Source organism: Methylophilus sp. DMC18 (assembly GCF_056314005.1).
Window position 1 is genome coordinate 1 of the sequence record NZ_JBQUZE010000007.1, and the last position, 20,038, is coordinate 20,038.

20 protein-coding genes are annotated in these 20,038 nt (G+C 52.9%); 8 read left to right on the forward strand and 12 right to left on the reverse strand.

Annotated elements, in window-relative coordinates; translation table 11 throughout:
- Positions 1 to 154: 154 nt before the first annotated feature.
- Complete coding sequence (locus tag ACT53G_RS14050; RefSeq protein WP_379073373.1) at positions 155 to 1,165, reverse strand: NAD(P)/FAD-dependent oxidoreductase; 1,011 nt, start codon at positions 1,163 to 1,165, stop codon at positions 155 to 157.
- 73 nt (positions 1,166 to 1,238) lie between these two features.
- Complete coding sequence (locus tag ACT53G_RS14055) at positions 1,239 to 3,215, reverse strand: cation:proton antiporter (protein ID WP_194749709.1); 1,977 nt, start codon at positions 3,213 to 3,215, stop codon at positions 1,239 to 1,241.
- Positions 3,216 to 3,439: 224 nt separating this feature from the next.
- Between ACT53G_RS14055 and ACT53G_RS14060 the strand changes: the two genes are divergently transcribed.
- From ACT53G_RS14060 to ACT53G_RS14080, 5 genes are read left to right on the forward strand one after another with little or no spacing between them, the layout of a single operon-like run.
- Complete coding sequence (locus ACT53G_RS14060) at positions 3,440 to 4,441, forward strand: KpsF/GutQ family sugar-phosphate isomerase (RefSeq protein WP_476169740.1); 1,002 nt, start codon at positions 3,440 to 3,442, stop codon at positions 4,439 to 4,441.
- A 25-nt stretch (positions 4,442 to 4,466) separates the two neighbouring features.
- Complete coding sequence (gene lptC, locus ACT53G_RS14065; protein ID WP_194749711.1) at positions 4,467 to 5,090, forward strand: LPS export ABC transporter periplasmic protein LptC; 624 nt, start codon at positions 4,467 to 4,469, stop codon at positions 5,088 to 5,090.
- A 58-nt stretch (positions 5,091 to 5,148) separates the two neighbouring features.
- The gene (lptA, locus tag ACT53G_RS14070) at positions 5,149 to 5,763 is read left to right on the forward strand and encodes a lipopolysaccharide transport periplasmic protein LptA (RefSeq protein WP_275356461.1); all 615 of its coding nucleotides are present in this window, start codon (positions 5,149 to 5,151) and stop codon (positions 5,761 to 5,763) included.
- 8 nt (positions 5,764 to 5,771) lie between these two features.
- Positions 5,772 to 6,515, forward strand: a complete 744-nt coding sequence (gene lptB / locus ACT53G_RS14075) for an LPS export ABC transporter ATP-binding protein (RefSeq protein WP_194749713.1) — start codon at positions 5,772 to 5,774, stop codon at positions 6,513 to 6,515.
- 6 nt (positions 6,516 to 6,521) lie between these two features.
- On the forward strand, positions 6,522 to 8,066 hold the full coding sequence (locus tag ACT53G_RS14080) for an RNA polymerase factor sigma-54 (RefSeq protein ID WP_275356460.1): 1,545 nt from the start codon (positions 6,522 to 6,524) through the stop codon (positions 8,064 to 8,066).
- A 45-nt stretch (positions 8,067 to 8,111) separates the two neighbouring features.
- Here the strand turns inward: ACT53G_RS14080 and tyrS are convergent, their stop codons facing one another.
- On the reverse strand, positions 8,112 to 9,350 hold the full coding sequence (gene tyrS / locus ACT53G_RS14085; RefSeq protein ID WP_476169708.1) for a tyrosine--tRNA ligase: 1,239 nt from the start codon (positions 9,348 to 9,350) through the stop codon (positions 8,112 to 8,114).
- A 124-nt stretch (positions 9,351 to 9,474) separates the two neighbouring features.
- Here tyrS and ACT53G_RS14090 point away from each other — a divergent pair, with 124 nt between their 5' ends.
- Both ACT53G_RS14090 and gltA read left to right on the forward strand, forming a co-directional pair.
- Positions 9,475 to 10,602, forward strand: a complete 1,128-nt coding sequence (locus tag ACT53G_RS14090) for an anhydro-N-acetylmuramic acid kinase (protein ID WP_338657565.1) — start codon at positions 9,475 to 9,477, stop codon at positions 10,600 to 10,602.
- A gap of 183 nt (positions 10,603 to 10,785) precedes the next feature.
- On the forward strand, positions 10,786 to 12,075 hold the full coding sequence (gene gltA / locus ACT53G_RS14095; RefSeq protein ID WP_275356458.1) for a citrate synthase: 1,290 nt from the start codon (positions 10,786 to 10,788) through the stop codon (positions 12,073 to 12,075).
- Positions 12,076 to 12,154: 79 nt separating this feature from the next.
- Here the strand turns inward: gltA and erpA are convergent, their stop codons facing one another.
- The 6 genes from erpA to rplM form a co-directional block, all read right to left on the reverse strand.
- A complete protein-coding gene (erpA, locus tag ACT53G_RS14100; protein WP_194749778.1) occupies positions 12,155 to 12,511 on the reverse strand; it encodes an iron-sulfur cluster insertion protein ErpA in 357 nt (118 codons plus the stop codon).
- A 66-nt stretch (positions 12,512 to 12,577) separates the two neighbouring features.
- Complete coding sequence (locus ACT53G_RS14105; protein ID WP_275356451.1) at positions 12,578 to 12,985, reverse strand: bactofilin family protein; 408 nt, start codon at positions 12,983 to 12,985, stop codon at positions 12,578 to 12,580.
- Between the two features lie 65 nt (positions 12,986 to 13,050).
- Positions 13,051 to 13,413 (reverse strand): hypothetical protein, encoded by a 363-nt coding sequence (locus ACT53G_RS14110; protein WP_194749718.1) that lies wholly within the window; start codon positions 13,411 to 13,413, stop codon positions 13,051 to 13,053.
- Positions 13,413 to 14,459: an N-acetyl-gamma-glutamyl-phosphate reductase gene (argC, locus tag ACT53G_RS14115; protein ID WP_476169709.1), complete on the reverse strand. Its 1,047-nt coding sequence runs from the start codon at positions 14,457 to 14,459 to the stop codon at positions 13,413 to 13,415. The genes ACT53G_RS14110 and argC overlap by 1 nt, the downstream gene beginning before the upstream one ends.
- A 118-nt stretch (positions 14,460 to 14,577) precedes the next feature.
- Positions 14,578 to 14,970, reverse strand: a complete 393-nt coding sequence (gene rpsI, locus ACT53G_RS14120; protein ID WP_049639496.1) for a 30S ribosomal protein S9 — start codon at positions 14,968 to 14,970, stop codon at positions 14,578 to 14,580.
- A gap of 22 nt (positions 14,971 to 14,992) precedes the next feature.
- Positions 14,993 to 15,421 (reverse strand): 50S ribosomal protein L13, encoded by a 429-nt coding sequence (rplM, locus tag ACT53G_RS14125; protein WP_194749720.1) that lies wholly within the window; start codon positions 15,419 to 15,421, stop codon positions 14,993 to 14,995.
- 362 nt (positions 15,422 to 15,783) lie between these two features.
- Here rplM and ACT53G_RS14130 point away from each other — a divergent pair, with 362 nt between their 5' ends.
- Complete coding sequence (locus tag ACT53G_RS14130) at positions 15,784 to 17,343, forward strand: type IV pilus assembly protein FimV (protein ID WP_476169710.1); 1,560 nt, start codon at positions 15,784 to 15,786, stop codon at positions 17,341 to 17,343.
- Here the strand turns inward: ACT53G_RS14130 and ubiA are convergent.
- Genes ubiA through mltA form a run of 3 tightly spaced genes read right to left on the reverse strand, consistent with a single transcriptional unit; the run spans position 17,335 to position 20,021 of the window.
- Positions 17,335 to 18,198 (reverse strand): 4-hydroxybenzoate octaprenyltransferase, encoded by an 864-nt coding sequence (gene ubiA / locus ACT53G_RS14135; protein WP_476169711.1) that lies wholly within the window; start codon positions 18,196 to 18,198, stop codon positions 17,335 to 17,337. The two genes, ACT53G_RS14130 and ubiA, sit on opposite strands and share 9 nt — an antisense overlap.
- A gap of 24 nt (positions 18,199 to 18,222) precedes the next feature.
- Positions 18,223 to 18,822: a chorismate--pyruvate lyase family protein gene (locus tag ACT53G_RS14140; protein WP_476169712.1), complete on the reverse strand. Its 600-nt coding sequence runs from the start codon at positions 18,820 to 18,822 to the stop codon at positions 18,223 to 18,225.
- Positions 18,783 to 20,021, reverse strand: a complete 1,239-nt coding sequence (mltA, locus tag ACT53G_RS14145) for a murein transglycosylase A (protein WP_476169713.1) — start codon at positions 20,019 to 20,021, stop codon at positions 18,783 to 18,785. The genes ACT53G_RS14140 and mltA overlap by 40 nt, the downstream gene beginning before the upstream one ends.
- Between the last annotated feature and the right edge of the window lie 17 nt (positions 20,022 to 20,038).

The following is a 20,038-nucleotide window of genomic DNA, read 5'->3' on the forward strand; positions in this document are numbered from 1 at the left end:
TGTCAACCATGTCCTAGTACATGTGTCACCTATGTCTCCGGTCTATACAGTGCAAGCAAAGAAAAGTAACTCGCCTAAAGGCGAAAAGGAAAGTTGCTTAGTATGCCGAAGCAAAGCCATTGTTACCAAAAAGTTAAAGAATTACCTTCTTTACTTAAGCCAACAATGCCGCAATCCGCCGCGCACATTCTGGTGCCATCGTTACACCATAGCGAAAATGCCCGGTATTCAAATACAGATTTTCAATATTTGGATGACGGCCTATAGTCGGGATATTGTGCGGCGTGCCGGGGCGCAAGCCACTCCAGTGTTTGATCACTGATTGCCCTCGCAAGGCTGGCAGAATCGCCTCGGCTTTTTGCAGCATTTCCTGACGCATGCTTTCAGTCACCCCGGTATCAAAACCGACATCTTCCAGACTACTGCCGGCTAGCAAGTGCCCATCGCGGCGTTGCAGCATGTAAAAACCTTCACGGTAAAGAATATGCGGTAGCAGGCCAGGGGACATCTGATACAACAGCATTTGCCCGCGCATGGGTTTGATCTCCAGACTCAGCGCGGTTTGTTTGAGTAGCTCAAAACTCCAGGCGCCGGAGGTGACGACAAAATGGTCGGCCGACAAGGTGTCACCCGTTGTGGTTTGCCAGGTGTGGATGCTGGAAGCACCTTCTTGCAAAGGCATGAGTTGTGTTTGTTCGCGCAGAGTGACGCCATGCTTGATCAACCACGCTTTGAGCGATTGTAGCAGGCGCGGGTTACGGATTTGCACCACTTCTGGAATCAGCAGGCTATCCCCTTGCAACTCTGCTTGCAGTCCATAGCGCTGGCACCAGTCGAGGGCTGCTTGCTGGTCAAACGGGGGCTGGATCAGCATGCCGCTACGGGTGCATTCGGGGTCTATACCGGTTTCGGCAAAGAGCTCTGCACTGACGGCTGGATAGGCGCGCGCACCAGCCAGCGCCAGCTCGTTGACAATCTCCTGATAAAACCAGGGCAACAGCGGAAAAGCGATGCCCGCCCCAGCCCACGAAGACTCCCCTGACGTTTGCGCAGCGACGATATTGCGCTCAACCAGCGTGACGGTGTGCCCTTGTTTCTTTAACTGCATGGCAGTGAGGCAGCCTACGATGCCACCGCCGACCACGACCACTGAAGTATTTGCCATAAGACCCGGTATTTAAAATGAAAAAGCCTGAGGCCCCGAGCTGCAACAGTCAGGGCCTCAGGCCTCTATTGTCTTACGGTTTACGGCCAGAAATCAAATAGACTTCCATGGCGATCAGGGCGGCATTGCTGCCGAGCAGGACCAGAATATCGCCTTCGTTGAGAATAATATCCGGTCTGGGTGCAATCGGTTCTGGCATATTGGTACGCCGGAGCTGTTTGACCTCGACCGCAAAATCCTCAAACGGGATATGGTCCAGGCGCAAACCATGCGCATAAAAGTTTTTATACATCTCGACCGAGTGCAGTTGTGGCAGGGCGGCGGTGGTCGTATCCGCATCGCTCACGCCACGGAAGTAACCTTTGAACATTTTGTACCGCTCTTCGCGGAACAGACGGATACGTTTGACCACGCGGTTAAGCGGAATCCCCAGCGTGACCAGTGCATGCGAGGCCAGCATGAGGCTACCCTCCAGAATTTCCGGCACCACTTCTGCCGCCCCGGCATCTCGCAGCAAATCCATTTCACTGTCATCATGGGTACGCACAATCACGGGCAGGGTTGGATATTTCTCCTGGATCACATGCAGCACCTTCATGGTGCCACGCGTTTCGGCATAGCTGACAATCACCGCTTTGGCCCTGGCCAGCCCGGCCGCCTCAAGCACAGAGCGGCGGCCTGCATCGCCGTAAATCACATTTTCACCGGCGGCGGCGGCTTCCTGAACGCGGCTGGCATCCATATCCAGGGCCACATAGGGGATATTTTCTTCGCGCAAAAAGCGGCCCAGATACTGACCACTGCGGCCATAGCCGCAGATGATGACATGGTCGCGCAAATCGAGGCTGTGCTCCTGAATAGTCTCCACCACCTTGTAGCTATTACGCGTATAACTCTTGACCAGTTTGCGCGCAATCCTGCCGTTATATTGAATAATGAACGGCGCCACCAGCATAGAAAGCACGGCCACGGACAGCACAAGCTGTAGGGACTCGCCGTCGATCAAATGCGTTTGCAAGCCCAGGGCCAGCACCACAAAACTGAACTCCCCCGCCTGGCCAAGAATAATGCCGGTACGGACACCGACGCCCATCTCAAAGCCATACAACTTGGTTAAAAAGGCAATCAGGCCAATCTTGAACACCAGGAACAGGGCTAACAGGAAAACAATCAATACAATATGATTGATCAATACGGAAACGTCGAGCAGCATGCCGACGCTGATAAAAAACAGACCCAGCAAGATATCGCGGAAAGGCGCAATATCTGATTCAACCTGATAACGGTATTTGGTCTCGGAAATCAGCATCCCGGCCACAAAGGCCCCCAGCGCAAAGGACAAGCCGACATAGTTGGTGGCTGCCGCCATCAGCAGGGTCACCATCAGCACATTGAGCACAAACAACTCGCGTGAGCGCTGTTTGGCGACCAGCTCAAACCAGAAGTTAAGGATGTTTTTCCCGAACTTGAACAGTAAAAACAGCAGCACAGACGACTTGAACAGCGTCAGCCCCAGCACATCCAGCCAATTGTCGCTGTGCGAGCCTAGCGTCTGGATCAATACCAGAATTGGAATCACGGCCAGATCCTGGAATAGCAGCACGCCGATACTGAGACGACCATGTCTGGAGTTCAGGTCTACACGCTCCATCAGAATTTTGGACACAATCGCGGTCGAGGACATGGTGATGGCCGCACCAATGATAAAAGCAGAAGTCAGGCTGAGCCCGGCCACTTTGCCCAGCACCAGACTGGCCAGCAAGGTCAGCACGACCTGTCCGCCCCCTAGCCCGAACAGCGTTTTTCGCATGGCATACAGCTTAGGCAGACTAAACTCGAGACCGATGCTAAACATCAAAAACACGATACCAAACTCGGCCACCTGGCGACCGGATTCTTCGTCCTCCAGCAAGCCCAGGGCGTGCGGGCCCAGCACGATGCCGATGACAAAATAGGCCAGCATGGCAGGCAAGCCGAGGATGCGGAACAAGCCCACGGCGAAGACCGAGCTGGTCAGCAGTAATAAAAGATGTATCAGGGAATCAAACATGCAAAGCTCTAACGCATTTATACCAAGCCGGTCAAACAGGGGTTTGATCGCCATCAGCCAGCGCTGAAGGGTCAAGGTCTATTATGAAACGCAATTGTTTCAGGATGATGCATCGTGCCACAAAACTTTGTTTTATGCAAAAAATGTGCCTGAGAATAAAAAAACCGTAAAAAAAGGGTGTTTTACTTTATTGTCAGGCAACTCGCTTGTTATACTTACCCGCCATGATGACAGCAAATTCCGGCATCCATCTTGTTAAAACACCCGATATCGTGTCGCGCGCACGAGGGGTGTTGTTGCACGAAGCCGATGAAATCAGGCATCTGGCAGACCGCATTGGCTCGGCTTTTGAGGCCGCCGTCCATATGATTCTGGCCTGCAAGGGCCGGGTGGTGGTCACGGGCATGGGCAAATCCGGCCATATCGGCGGCAAAATTGCGGCCACCTTGGCCAGTACCGGCACACCAGCGTTTTTCATGCACCCGGCCGAGGCCAGTCACGGCGACTTGGGCATGATTACGGCAGAAGATGTGGTGATCGCGCTGTCCAACTCTGGCGAGAGTGATGAAATTATTAATATTTTGCCGGCGATCCGCCGCATCGGTGCTCGGGTGTTGAGCATCACGGGCAGCGAAGACTCCACCTTGTCACGTGAGTCGGAAGTGCATTTGAGTGCTGCCGTGAGCCATGAGGCTTGCCCACTCGGCTTGGCTCCCACAGCCAGCACGACAGCGGCCTTGGCCCTTGGCGATGCCTTAGCACTTTGTGTGCTGGATTTGCGTGAGTTCACTGCCGAAGATTTCGCCCGTTCGCATCCCGGTGGCAGCTTGGGCAGACGGCTACTGGTGCGCATCAAGGATGTCATGCGTACCGGCGAGGCCGTGCCCCAAATTGATCAACACGCCTCCATTCAGGAAGCCATCACGCAAATTTCACTCAAGGGCATGGGCTTCACGGCTATTGTGGACCACGCGCAACGCCCAATAGGCATTTTTACCGATGGCGATTTGCGCCGCTTGTTTATGCAGGGCAAGAACAATCCACAGGCATCCATTGATACCGTGATGAACAAACAGCCGTATTTGCTGGAGACGAATCAGATGGCGGTTGAAGCAGTTAACATGATGGAGCACCACAAAATAAATGGCTTTTTGGCAGTAGATGCCCAAGGGCAGTTGGTAGGGGCATTCAATATGCATGACTTATTGAAAGCCAAAGTCGTTTAGCTTAAACAGGCATTAGAATTCAGGCATGCTTAAACACCCCATTTTGTTGCCGATTGCGTTAATGCTGTTGCTGGCGCTGCTGACCTTCTGGATTAACCAGAATGTACAAGAGCAAGCACTCAAAATGAACATACTTAATCGCCAAGCGCCGGACTACATGTTGTACAACTTTGTGAGTACCCGCACGGATGCGTCCGGTAATACCAAATATGTACTGGCGGCCGCAAAAATGCGCCACTTTCCTGCCAATGACTATACAGAATTGCAGCGGCCACGCTTTACCCAGTTTGGCCTGAACAAGCCTTACACGCAAATTTATGGTCAGCAAGGACGTGTTTCCGCCAATGGTAAACTGGTGGAGTTTAGCAAACAGGTCAAGGTGATCCGCCAAGCCTCTGCCACCAAGCCAGAAACACAAATGCAAACCGAGCGGCTTTGGCTGGAGCCGGACACCGAGGTGGCACACACAGACCAGCCGGTGGTCATCCGCCAAAAACCTGCGACAGTGATTACAGGCACGGGCATGCGTTTTGATAACCGGGCTGATACCATGCAATTGTTTAACCGGGTGCATGTGCATTATGAGCGTCCACCCGTCGCCAGCAATTTGGCAAGCCCGGCCCAGGCGTCAAACACAGAACGCCAATGACCGTTGATTATGGAGAAATGAGTTGAACACGCACAAGCCCTTATTTTTAGCGATCTGCATGAGCGTATGGGCGCTATTGTCCATGCCGCTGAGTGTGCTGGCCGAAGAATCCGACCGAGATCAACCAATAGAGCTTGAGGCGGATACCGTGACCGTGAACGATGCTAAAAAAATCAGTATCTACACGGGCAACGTGATTCTTAATCAGGGCACCTTGCAAATCAAGGCGGACAAAATGATCGTACGCGAGGATCAGGACGGCTTTCAACATAGCACCTGTACCGGCAACCCCACCACATTCAAGCAAAAACGCACCGGTAAAGACGAGTGGATGCAAGGCAGTGGTCAACGTATCGAATACAACGCCCGCATGGATAAAGTGCAACTGTATACCAATGCCTGGGTTAAACGTGGTGAAGACATCGTGACCGGGGACTACATTAGCTACGACGCCAACGCCGAGTATGCCGAGGTGATTGGCGGCACAAAAGCCAACCCGAACGGAACGGCTGGCAGCCGCGTCAAGGCCACCATACAGCCTAAAAATAAAACCACACCGCCTGTCATTGACAACAAGCCAACCTCTCAACAGGGGTTACGGATGAATCGCTCCTTGCAACTCAAGGTCGAACCTGCCCCTGCCGAAAACACTGGTGAGCAAGGCAAAGAGTAAGCATAAAGATGGAAACCATGGCAGCAGATCAGAACCATTTGCAGGTCAACCGCCTGAAAAAAACCTATCAGGGCCGTACCGTCGTCAAAAACACGACGCTTGAGTTACGCAGTGGCGAAGTGATCGGCTTGCTGGGTCCCAACGGGGCAGGCAAAACCACCAGCTTTTACATGATTGTCGGGTTGGTTGCGCTGGATGAAGGCAACATTACGCTGAATGGCGCCGACGTGAGCCGCGCGCCCATGCATGAGCGCGCGCGCATGGGCCTGGCTTATCTGCCCCAAGAAGCATCCATTTTTCGCAAGCTCAGCGTAACCGACAACATCCTCGCCATTCTTGAAACCCGTCCCTATACGGAAGAGCAGCGTGAGGCGAGGCTTGAGTCCTTGCTGGATCAATTGCATATCCAGCACATCCGCAACAGTCAGGCCGTCAGCTTGTCTGGTGGCGAACGTCGACGCGTTGAAATTGCGCGCTGCCTGGCCACTGACCCTAAATTTATTTTGCTGGATGAACCGTTCGCCGGGATTGATCCGATTGCGGTGATCGAAATCCAGAAAATCATCCGCTACCTGAGCAGTCAGAATATTGGTATTTTAATCACCGACCACAATGTGCGCGAAACGCTGGATATCTGTGACCGCGCTTATATTGTCAATGAAGGCGCTGTGTTTGCAGCAGGCACGCCCGATGAAATCATTCAGAACGAAGGTGTGCGTGAAGTGTATCTGGGCAAGAATTTTAGGCTGTAATCCGTCATGAAACAGAACCTGCAATTACGTATTTCGCAAAATCTGGCGCTGACGCCGCAGCTGCAGCAATCGATCCGTTTGCTGCAACTTTCCACGCTGGAACTGAACCAGGAACTGGAAACCATCCTGCAGGAAAACCCGTTACTGGAAATGTCAGACGGTGAAGAAGGCGAGTTTGAAGATAACACACCGCCTCCCCCCACTGTAGAAGCTGAGCCGACAGATGCCAGCTCGTTTGACATGGCAACACAGCAAGAGATCACCGCACCGGCAGAAAGTCTGCGTGAAGACTTGCACGATGAGCTGGGCGGGAGCGAGAGCGACCTGCCCAATTTAAACGAGGAATTCACGCCGCCAGAGTTTGAAGATGATTATGAAGAGTTTGGCAGCACCAGCAACTGGGACGAAGCCGGACGCAATCATCAGGAAGACGAAGACAGTGACTTTTCCAGACAGGAAACCACCAGCATCAGTTTGCGCGAGCATCTGATTGACCAGATACAACTGGCACATTTGTCGCAACGAGACATGAGCCTGGTCAAACTGCTACTGGATAGCATCACTGATGATGGCTATCTGGAGCAAGATCTGCAGGAGATTGTAGAGCACTTGCCGCTCGAACTTGAGGTCGAGCTGCTGGAACTGGAAACCGCCCTCAAGCTGATCCAGAATCTGGACCCTGTAGGCGTTGGTGCGCGCGATTTACGCGAGTGCCTGCTCTTGCAACTGACGCGTTTGCCGCAAGAAACGCCACACTTGCAAACTGCCATTGCCATTGCCAAAGACCACCTGGCGCTGCTGGCCAACAAAGACTTTGTCAAACTGCGCAAGGTGCTTGGTTGCGATGAAGCGGTACTCAAGGCGGCGCAGCACCTGATCCGCCAGCAAAACCCCAGACCCGGCAGCGAGTTTTCCAGCTTTAGTCACGATCACTTTATCCAGCACGATGTGGTGGTTAAAAAAATCAAGGGCATTTGGGTCGCCTCCTTAAATGATGGCGTGATCCCCAAACTGCGCATCAACCAGATGTATGCGGACATCCTCAAGCGCAACCGCGAGAGTTCAGGCCAATACCTGCAAAGCCAGATGCAGGAAGCCAAGTGGATGATTAAAAATATCCAGCAGCGCTTCTCGACCATTTTGCGCGTGTCACAAGCCATTGTAGATCGCCAGCGCAACTTCTTTGAACATGGTGAAATTGCCATGCGGCCACTGGTGCTGCGTGAAATCGCCGAAGAACTCGACTTGCATGAAAGCACAGTTTCCCGCGTCACCACACATAAGTATATGCTCACACCGCGTGGCGTCTATGAACTCAAATACTTCTTTGGCAGCTCGGTGGCCACAGATGCAGGCGGCTCCTGCTCTGCCACCGCTATCCGCGCCTTGATCAAGCAAATGGTGGCCGAAGAAAACCCGAAAAAGCCTTTGTCGGACAACCAGATCACCGACACACTGGCACAACAAGGTATCGTCGTTGCCCGCCGTACCATAGCCAAATATCGCGAGTCCCTGAATATTCCGCCCGCGAACTTGCGCAAAACGCTCTAAACAAAAAAGGCCGCAGATGCGGCCTTTTTTGTTTCTCAGCTCAAATCACCTGATTGTGATCTTGGCAAATTTACGTTTACCCACCTGGGCGATCACTGTCACACCTTTAGTCAAAGGCAGATTCTTATCATCCACCTTGACGCTGTCGAGCTTGACGCCGCCTTGCTGCACTGCGCGCATGGCTTCACTGGTGCTTTCAACCAAGCCCGCCTGTTTTAACAATTGGCTAATGCCGATGCTCTCGCCTTCAATGGTCACTTCAACTTCGGGCACGTCATCCGGGATGCCGCCTTTGGCACGGGTCTGGAAGTCCTGCAAGGCTTTTTCAGCCGCGGCTTGACCATGGAAACGCGCCACAATTTCTTGGGCAAAGCCGACCTTGATATTGCGGGGATTTTCACCGCTGGCGACTTGCGCCTTCCATTCGGCAATGGTTTCCAGCGTCGCAAAAGACAGCAAATCAATATAGCGCCACATCAGTTCATCTGAAATCGACATGATCTTGGCAAAAATAGTCTCTGGCGCCTCGCTAATGCCAATGTAGTTACCGAGTGATTTAGACATTTTATTGACGCCATCCAACCCTTCCAGCAGCGGCATCATCAGCACACATTGCTGCGACTGGCCGGCCTGCTTTTGCAACTCACGCCCCATGAGCAGGTTAAACTTCTGGTCGGTACCACCGAGCTCAAGATCCGCTTGCAGGGCGACCGAATCATATCCTTGCAGTAACGGGTACAGAAACTCGTGAATCGCAATCGGTTGATTACCCTTGAAGCGTTTGGAGAAGTCATCGCGCTCCAGCATGCGGGCCACGGTATGGCTGGCAGCCAGTTTAATCATCCCCGCCGCGCCAAGTTCACTTAACCAGTTGGAGTTAAAGACAATTTCGGTTTTGGCAGGATCAAGAATCTTGAAGACTTGTGCGGCATAGGTATCGGCGTTGGCCTTGACCTGCTCCACGGTTAAGGGTGGACGGGTGGCGCTTTTGCCAGTCGGGTCACCAATCATGCCGGTAAAGTCACCGATCAGGAATAAAATCTGATGGCCCAGATCCTGCAACTGGCGCAATTTATTAATGAGGACGGTATGACCCAGGTGCAAGTCGGGCGCGGTAGGGTCAAAGCCTGCTTTCACACGTAACGGCTTGCCTGTTTTCAGTTTCTCGACCAGCTCCTGCTCGATCAGTAACTCATCTGCGCCACGCTTGATAATGGCCAACGCCTTGGCAATTTCTGGGCTCAATGCTGGCACTTCAGATGAGGGTTGTTTGGTATCGGTCATGCGGGTATCCGTCAAATACAACGATGCGCACTGATGGCACCGTCTCAAATAAGTAAAACAGCTATTTTAACGTAATCCCATGCATTTCTGTAAGCGCGGCTGGAGCAGTGTTAAAATGACACCCATGCAAGTTTCTGCCGATCGCTCCCAGCCACGTTTGTTTATTGGACTGATGTCCGGTACCAGCCTGGACGGGGTGGATGCCGTGCTCACCTCGCAACGGGGCGAGCAACTGACACAAACGGCCACCTATTTTCTGCCCTACCCTGACGCGCTTAAACAGCGCCTACTGGCCTTGCACACGCCCGCCAATAACGAGTTACACGAGGCCGCAGTGGTTGCTAACCAGCTCGCAGAACTCTACGCGCAAGCCGTCAAGCAACTGCTTAAGCTCGCCGACATCCGTGCCGAGGCCGTGACAGCCATCGGTTGCCATGGCCAGACCATCCGGCACTGTCCGACACTGGCAGAGGGCATGGCATACACCATACAATTGGGCAACCATGCCCGCTTGGCAGAATTAACAGGGATCACGGTCATTGGCGACTTCAGAAGTCGCGATATTGCCGCTGGCGGCCAAGGTGCACCGTTAGTGCCGGCCTTTCACCAGGCGGTGTTTACGAGTGCAGACAGGCATCGCGTCGTCATTAATATCGGCGGCATTGCCAACTTGAGTGATCTGCCAGCACACGGACAAGTCACAGGCTTTGACTCGGGACCCGGCAACCTGCTCATGGATGCCTGGACGCAGCAACACACAGGCCAGCCCTATGATGCGGGCGGGCACTGGGCAGCGGGCGGGAAAATTAATCCAGACTTGCTCAATGCCATGTTGGCCGATCCTTATTTTGCACTGGCCGCGCCCAAAAGTACGGGACGTGACCTGTTTAACGACACCTGGTTAATGCAACTGCTGCATCAGTATCCCGACAGTGCACAAAATGTGGCGCGTACTTTGCTTGAGTTAACAGCAGTGAGCATCACCGATGCACTGACGCGATTCTGCCCAGGGGCTCAGGAAGTCTACGTCTGTGGGGGTGGTGCCCATAATCTGGCCTTGCTGAATAGACTGCAGGCGCTGTCTGGCCAGTCCATACAGCTGACGGATCAATTGGGCGTTGGCGTGGACTGGGTGGAAGCGGTCGCCTTTGCCTGGCTGGCGCAACGCTGTGTAGATCATTTGCCAGGCAATTTGGCCGCTGTCACCGGCGCGGCGGGGCCACGCATTCTGGGTGCCGTTTACCCCAACTAAGCACCGGCAACGACGCGTAGCAATGATTCCCAAAAGCAGTGCAAACGCACCAGTGACTTGATTACATCTGGTGCAGGCTTTTGATTGTTTTTTTAACTTTTCCGCGACAGTCACCGCACAAGCGGTGATAAAACAAAACGATTGCGTATAATTTAACCAACTTGATTAAAGACTGAGTACGTTATGGCTACCAAGGCGACCATTACATTTGACAACGATAGTAGCGCAATTGAGCTACCAGTATTAAAAGGCTCACTGGGCACGGATGTGATTGATATCCGCAGCCTGGGCAAACATGGTTATTTCACGTTTGATCCTGGCTTCATGTCTACCGCATCGTGTACATCTGGCATTACCTTTATTGATGGTGAAAAAGGGTTGCTTTACTACCGTGGCTATCCGATTGAGCAACTGGCCGAGAACTGTGACTTCCTTGAGGTCTCGCACCTGTTGCTGCACGGCGAACTGCCGGATAACAATCAACGTGAAGAATTCGTGAGCACCATCAGCGAACACACCATGTTGCACGACCAGATGAGCAATGTATTTCGTGGGTTCCGCCGCGATGCGCACCCGATGGCGGTCATGATCGCGGTCGTAGGCGCCATGGCGGCCTTCTATCCAGACAACAACAATGTGTCCGACCCGGAATCACGTAAAGTGGCTGCCATGCGTCTGCTGGCCAAAGTTCCCACCATTGCCGCCTGGAGCTATAAGTACAACATCGGCCAGCCATTCATGTATCCCAAAAACAAATTGGGCTACGCCGAAAACTTTATGCACATGATGTTCGCCACGCCCTGTGAAGACTATGTGCCCAACCCGATTCTGGCCCGTGCGTTTGAGCGGATTCTGATTCTGCACGCAGATCACGAGCAAAATGCTTCTACCTCTACCGTGCGTCTGGTCGGCTCCAGCGGCGCCAACCCGTTTGCCTGCATCGCAGCCGGCATCGCCTCGCTATGGGGCCCCTCACACGGTGGCGCCAACGAAGCCACACTTAACATGCTGGAAGAAATCGGCGACGTCAGCCGCATCGGCGAATTTATCAAACGAGCCAAAGACAAAACCGACAGCTTCCGCCTGATGGGCTTTGGTCACCGCGTTTATCGCAACATGGACCCCCGCGCTTCTATCATGCGAAAAACCTGCCATGAAGTGCTCAATGAACTGGGCCTGCACGATGACCCGATGTTCAAACTGGCGATGGAACTGGAAAAAATTGCGCTTGAGGACGAATACTTCGTTTCGCGCAAACTCTATCCAAACGTGGACTTCTACAGTGGCATCGTCATGCGCGCCATGGGCATCCCCAATTCGATGTTTACGGCGATTTTTGCCCTGGCCCGCACTGCAGGCTGGATTTCACAATGGTGTGAGATGAACGCCGACCCCGAACAGAAAATTGGCCGTCCTCGGCAATTGTATGTGGGGTCTGAGCGTCGGGAATTCGTGCCTTTGCATCAGCGTTAGTTTCGCGATGCAAATAGTGAAGAAATAAAAAAACGCCAGACATCATCTGGCGTTTTTTTATTTTGAGTTACGCTAGTTTTTAAACCGAGAATGAACTACCACATCCACAAGTGGTGGTCGCATTCGGGTTACGAATGACAAATTGTGAGCCTTGCAGGCTATCGGTATAGTCGATTTCTGCGCCCATGAGATACTGCAGGCTCATCGGGTCAATCAACAAGGTCACGCCGTCCTTGTCCACTTGGGTATCGTCGTCGTTCACTTCTTCTTCAAAGGTGAAGCCATACTGAAAGCCGGAACAACCACCACCGCTCACAAACACACGCAATTTCAGCTCTGGCGTACCTTCTTCATCAATCAGCTCTTTGACCTTTTTGGCAGCATTATCGGTAAATACCAAAGGACTAGGCATTTCAAGGGTGGCTTCTGTGGTCATCATAGACTCCTGTAAAATTCGTATTCAGTATATGGCGGTAATCCGCCGGATTTCAAGTGGCCGCGTTTAGCTGGCTTCTGTCGTTGATGTTTCTGTGGGGCTTGCTTCCGACTGCTCACCCAGATAAATCAGTTTTCCTTCAATCACTGCACCGGTGTGCATTTCGAGCGATTTGTAATACAGGTCGCCGATAATACGCGCCTTGCTTTGCAACTCGATAAAGACGGAAGACCGCACCGGCCCGCGTATCATGCCGTTCAGTACAATTTTGGAAGCCTCTACACTGCCGGTCACCGCCCCGTTTTCACTGATAATCAGTGTACTGGGATGGGTTTGCTTTTCAATCACATTACCAACGATCAAGCCATCTACTCTTAAGCCACCTGCAAACTGCATATTGCCATTTAACTGCGTTTCATGCCCGATCAGGGTATCAATGTGACTGTCAATTTGAACACTTTTCTTGAAAAACATGCGACTTCCTGTTCCGAATTTACTTAAATGGCAATCCTGATTGCGTCAGCGCTGCTCACACAGACTCAATGCTTGGTCATGTTCTTGTAAAAAACCAGCTCCTCTTTGAGCTTGATATTTTCGTCCTGCTGCGCAGTCAGTGTTTTGGCCAGGTTGTTGCTCGTTGCCAATTCCACCTGTAACTCACGCTGGGAAGCGATCAGTTTCTTCTGCAACTCTATATTTTCCGTCGTGACCTGGCGCAGGCGATGCCGAATATTTTCACTATCATCATCATGCAACACCCAGTAGGCCAATGCAAACCCAATCACCACATAGGAGACCGCCAATATCCCCTGAAAGTACCAGGGACGATGCGAGCGCACGGCCACCTGCTTGGCAGTCAGGCCAAAGTGATTCCTGAGTCTTCTGCGGATAGGCCTGATCATTATGGCAACAATGGCAACACTTGCAAACCAGCCTCAGGGGCCAGATTGAACATCAGGTTCATGTTCTGCACCGCTTGACCAGAGGCGCCTTTAACCAGGTTGTCCTGCACGACAATGATTGTGACATAATCATCCGCCTGTGGGTACACCGCCATCCTTAAAACATTCGATCCACGGACCGAGCGTGTCTCGGGAAGCGCACCGGCCGGCATCACATCGACAAAAGTCGACCCCTGGTAGCGTTGCTCATACACCTGCTGAATGGATGCCCGCTGCGCTTGCCTATTAAGTTTGACATGGAGCGTACTGAGCATGCCACGTATCATCGGGATCAAATGCGGCACAAAGATGAGCTGGACAGCTTCATTGCCAGACAGTTTTTTGAGTTGTGCCAGAATCTCGGGATGATGCCTGTGCCCGGCCACACCATAGGCTCTGAGGTTATCACTCGCTTCAGAGAACAGCGTAGACACTTCTGCTTTTCTGCCGGCGCCGGAGACACCCGACTTCGCATCCGCGATAATCGGCACAGAGAAATCAATCCAGCCTTGCTCAAGTAAGGGCGCCAACCCCAGCAACACGGTGGTGGGGTAACACCCTGGATTACCAATCACTTGCGCCTGCTGCACCTCTTCGCCATATAGCTCTGGCAAGCCGTAGACGGCATCTTGCAAAATATCGGTACAGCTATGGGGGAGTTTGTACCATTTTTCAAAGACAGCGGCATCCTGCAACCGGAAATCTGCTGCCAGATCAATCACCTTCACGCCAGCAGCTACCAGCCCAGGCGCTTGCGCCATGGCCACCCCATGGGGCGTGGCGAAGAACACCACATCACATTGGGTCAGATCAACGGTCGCTGGGTCACTAAAGGCAAGTTCAACGACGCCACGCAAACTGGGAAACATCTCTGCCACAGGCAGGCCCGCTTCACCCCGTGAAGTAATGACCTGCAATTGCACATTTGGATGACGCGCCAGCAAGCGCAATAACTCTACACCGGTATACCCTGTGCCGCCAACGATGCCTACCTTAATCTTTTCCATCTGCCTTACCCAGTTGAGGAGTTAAAACGCACACTGCGTAAAAAGTTAATTAATATAAATGAAAAAGGCCGCCAATGCGACCTTTTTGCACAACAGGTTTGTAACAAACGTTGAAAAATTAACGTTTGGAGAACTGTTTCCGACGACGTGCTTTACGCAGACCGACTTTCTTACGCTCAACTTCACGTGCATCACGTGTTACGAAACCAGCGTGGGACAATGCGCTCTTCAGCGCAGCATCATAGTCAATCAATGCACGGGTAATGCCGTGACGAACTGCACCAGCTTGACCGGATTCACCACCACCATGCACATTGACCAGAATGTCAAAGCTCGCAGTGTTGTTGGTCAATTCCAGAGGTTGACGCAAAATCATGCGAGAAGTCTCGCGTGAGAAGTACACGTCAGCTGGCTTGTCGTTTACAACGATATTGCCGCTACCGGACTTGATGAACACACGTGCCACTGAACTTTTGCGGCGGCCTGTGCCGTAGTTGTATTTACCGATCATGTTTTATCCTAATCGTCTTGAATTAGATGGTTAATGGTTGCGGTTGTTGCGCAGTATGCTCGTGCTTGTCACCCGCATACACTTTCATTTTTTTGATCATGGCATAGCCCAAAGGACCTTTTGGCAACATGCCTTTCACTGCTTTTTCCAATGCACGGCCTGGGAAACGGTCTTGCATTTTGGAGAATGAAGTGGTTGTAATACCGCCTGGATAACCAGAGTGACGGTGGTACAGCTTGTCACCAGCCTTGTTACCGGTTACTTTAATTTTGTCCGCATTGACTACGATGATGTAGTCGCCTGTATCCACGTGCGGTGTGTAAATAGCTTTATGCTTACCACGCAGACGATGAGCGATTGCGCTGGCCAGACGACCCAATACCAAGTCAGTGGCGTCAATCACGAACCAGTCACGTTGTACTTCATGCGATTTTGCTGAAAAAGTTTTCATTTTATAACTACCGAGTTATAGCGTATAAATTAAGAGGGCGGATTATATGCTAGCTTGAGAAAGCTTGTCAACGGATTATTCTAAAATAATCCCTGACCAATGCCGCGAGCCTTGATGATTTTATCAGGCTGCAGATTTGGGGCTGTTTGCCATCAATTTTGCAAATAAGTTGAAGTAAAGTATGCTTTTTAAGCAAAAGATCTTTGTTTTATCAGGAATAATTGCAAACAGATGCTATATTAGCTCAAGTTTCGACTTGATGCACTGAATCATTTCAACCGCAGAGATTAAAAAATAATATTTTCATGCGCTCAGGCCATTCACAGACGCGAGAGTCCACGATTACAACAGCATTGCGCTGCATGGCGTTGCCATTGTTGCTTTTGTTAGCGCCAACCTCACTCGTGCAGGCCGCGGATTTATCCGCATTCCGCTTTGAGTCTGAACCTGGCCAACCCCTGTTGGCACAAGTGCCGATCACACATGCCACATCCAGTACGGACATCAGCTGTTTTCAACTGCAGCAATCTGTGGCTGATTTTGTGCATCTGGAATACACCACACTGAGCGCGGATCAAGGCATGCTCATGCTATGGTCCGACCGCGCAATGAGCAGCCCGGTCAAAGTCACCCTAACAGATACATGCCAGCGCACCGCGCAGACCTTTACCCTGCACCCGGACATGAAGGTGTCGTTTGAAGTAGAGGCGCCTCAGCAAACAGCGACCCAGCCAATTACTGCAGAGGCGCCCACCTCGACCCCACAGGCACCCTCTCAACCGGTACAGGAGGGCATCCCGCTGGAGGCCTACGACAAGTTACAGGAACAAATCAATGAATTGCAGCAGGCATTTAACACCTTGCAAAGCAAATCCGATGCCCTTTATGCCAGTTCACTGGCGCAAACGAATTTACTCGCCTCTCTGAAATCGCAATTGGTCCATGTGCAGAATGAAAACCACCTGCTGCGCACACTGGTGATGACGCTAGGCCTGGCCTTGATCGCCAGCGGCTTTTTCTTTGCCGACTGGCTCAGGCGGCATGCGGCAGTACCCAAGCGCGCCAAAGGCCGCCAACCAGCCTCAGCCACGGAAGAATCCACCGGTCCGGCGACCCAGCCGCAAACCAGCCAGCGATTCGCAACCACTTTGTCGCCACTCACCAGCTCACCAAGTCCTGCACAACCAGTCTCTGGTGCGACGCAACCGCCCTATACCCAACGAACCGGAAGTCGCTTGAAGTCGGTTCCTATCCACGCCAATGATGATGTGCTCGGGCTCGAAGCGGTTCCACAAAAACTCAGCTCACAAAAAAGCACGCAGTCCGTGATGCAAGATGCTTCCAGACTCTTCACACATGGTCGAGTGAATCAGGCCATTGAGCACTTGCAACAACACCTGGCCAAACACCCGAAATGCTCCCCCTGGATGTGGCTGTATTTACTGGATTTATTATCCAAAGAAGGCAAGCACCAGGAGTTTGACATGATGGCCAGCGAGTGCCGCAAGCACTTCAACTTGAATGTAGAGCACGCGCCAGACCTCAAACAACAAGGCATCGAATCTTTCCCGCGCGTGATGAAAGCCTTGCAGCAGGCCTGGGGCACGCCGCAGGTGATTGCGCTGATTGACGACCTGGTTTACAACACCCGCCTTGTGCCGCGTATGGGTTTTGAGCGTAGCGTCTTTGAAGACCTCATGCTATTGAAAGAAATTGCCTGCCAGACACAAAACCTGCCTGCAATGCCCCCTGCGCCAAAAGCCCCGGACGAAGAGACGTCCATCAATGGTAACTTGCGCGAGTTGCAGCAACTCTCTGAAGACATCTATATCCTCGCTCCGGCAGAACAAGCGCCCTTCCAGTATTGGACCGACTTCACCTTTGAGCTGGCTGAGCCCGCTGGTGGACGCAAATCAGCCTAACCAATAGGCACCAGCGATGCCTGCGGTTAATGCCGCGCCTATCCAGATATTCTCCAAAAATGCCTTGAAACACTGCGCACGCTGACGCGTACGGATCAGTCCATATTGCCTGAATAACTGTAAGGCAGCGGCCACCCAACCCAGCCAGAATGGCCAGCCCAGCCTGAGCTGAATGGCGACCCAGGCCATCATGGCCAGCGTGGCAATCAGGCACAGCATAATCGCGAATACCTCACGGTGACCAAAGGTAATCGCGGATGAACGGATGCCGATCTTAAGGTCATCCTCACGGTCCACCATGGCATAAGCCGTATCATAGGCCACTGACCAGGAGACATTCGCCAGCAACAACCACCAGGCAGTTGCCGGCACAGCCCCCTGTAAGGCAACAAATGCCATCGGGATACCAAAGCCGAACGCAATGCCCAAATAGGCCTGTGGAATGGCAAAAAAGCGCTTGGTGTACGGGTAGCTAACCGCCAGAAACAAAGCTGGGACGGACCACAGCACCACTTGCATGCCCAGCGTACACACCAGCACAAACGCTATCAAAGCTAGCGCTACCGCCACGGCATAAGCCTCTTTGACAGAAATCTCCCCGGTCGCCAACGGCCGGCGTTGGGTGCGCGCCACCGCGCCATCCCAGTGCCGGTCGGCAATGTCATTCAATGCGCAGCCGGCTGAGCGCATCAGTATCGTACCCAACACAAACACGGCTGCCACCCATAGATCAGGGTACCCTGCGCCTGCAATCAACAGCCCCCACAATGTGGGCCAGAGTAGCAACCAAATCCCGACCGGCTTATCTAGGCGGGTTAAGCGATAATACGCATGCCAGTTGATGGTTGACTGCATTACAAAAGCTTTCCGATTAAAAAATTAATCATGGGGATGATCCACACAAGCAGGCAAAAACACTTCTGTCACCAGCAAAAGGTGATGATGCAGACGGAACAAGGAGCGTCTTGCCCAAAGGGGATGTTGCTGCAACTGCGGATGATAGCGGCATACCGCCTGATGCAAGGGATGCTGTGCGTACAATTTGCGGAACTGCAACGGCCCACGTGTGACTTTAGGATTGGCAAACAGCGCTGCCCCGAGCGGCACCCGCCCGATTGCACGCAAGCGGCACCATGGTCCGCGCAAATCCTGACGCGCGATGACACTATGCGCAAACACGCGCGGCTGGCCGTTTCCGCGCAACATGACTTCTCGCACCCATGCATGGGACATCGCATGCAGGCGCAACATGGCCTGTTCGTCTACATGCGGCTTGCGCCAGGCTTGTGCCAACAGCTCCACCGAAAACGCCGGATAATGTTTTTTCAGGCGGGCAGTTAATGAACCCCTTTCCTGCAACCAGGACCTGAAGGGGGTTTGACCAACAACAGCGCGTTGCCAGGCCCGCTCAGAAGATTGCTTCAGCTGCCGCATCTCGGTCAATGTGGCAACGGGAACGTTTTGGGCAACCACACCCATAATTTCCCTTGTTGGCGCATGGCCCCCGCCAGCTTGCCAGCAGCATCGCCTTCTCCCCAGTACACATCGGCACGCACGCCGCCCTTGATCGCCCCCCCCGTATCCTGAGCGTGCATCAATTGCTGCAAAGGTGCCACATCATTGGGGTAAGTGGTCGCCAGATAGACAGGGGCGCCCAGGGGAATGTAAAACGGATCGACCGCAACACTACGTTCAGCTGTGAGCGGCACCCCTAATGCGCCTAATGGGCCGGACAACCCCGGTGGCAGCAACTTGAAAAACACATAGCTGGGATTCGCATCCAGCAAACCGCGTAACTGCTCGGGATGCTGCTGTGCCCAAGCCTTGATTCCCTGCATGGAAGCCTCGCTGGCGGTCATTTCTCCGCGCTCCACCAGGATCTTGCCAATAGACTGGTAAGGGTGCCCATTCTGGTCGGCGTAACCTACGGGAACACGCTCGCCGTTTTCAAGCGCAATGATGCCCGACCCCTGTACCTGCAGAAAAAATGCTTCTACCGGATCGCTGACCCAGATTAACTCACTGCCATTCAACGGCGATTGCGGCTGCTCAATTTCTGCCCGTGTGTAATAGGGAATCAGCGTTTGGCCCTGCAAGCGGCCACGCACGCGTTTATACTTGAGCTCGGGAAACAATGCCGACAAATTCACGGTAATCAAATCCGACGGCACTTGATAAAGCGGGACGCGGTAACGCGGACTTGCTTGCCTAGCCCCTTGCAACACAGGCTGATAATAGCCGGTGATCAAGCCCTGCGAGGCGCCATCCGCCTGCCGCGTGGCATACACATTAAAATATTGTTGCCAGTAGGCCTGAATGGCAGACACATCCTCAGCCTGCACCAAGAGCGCGGCAGCACAAACCGCTTTCCAGTCCGCTTTGTTTTTGAGCCCCTGACATCCTTGTAGCCATGCCTTCCAGCTGGCGATCCAGTCTTCTTTTTCCAACCCTGGCAGGTCTGCCCACTGCGCAGGCTGGAGCAAGGCAAAGGCTTGTGATGGCGTAACAGGCGGGACACTGCCACTCGTACCGGGCTTTTCAACCGCAGGCTTGCTCGGAGCTGGCGATGTTCTGCCCGAGGTGTCCGGCGTTGGCACCGTTTGACATCCTGCCAGCCATAGCAGACTGGAGAGGACAAGACATAGACGGATGACAGAACTGTTTTTGATGGTTAACACGTTTGTGACTTCAACTT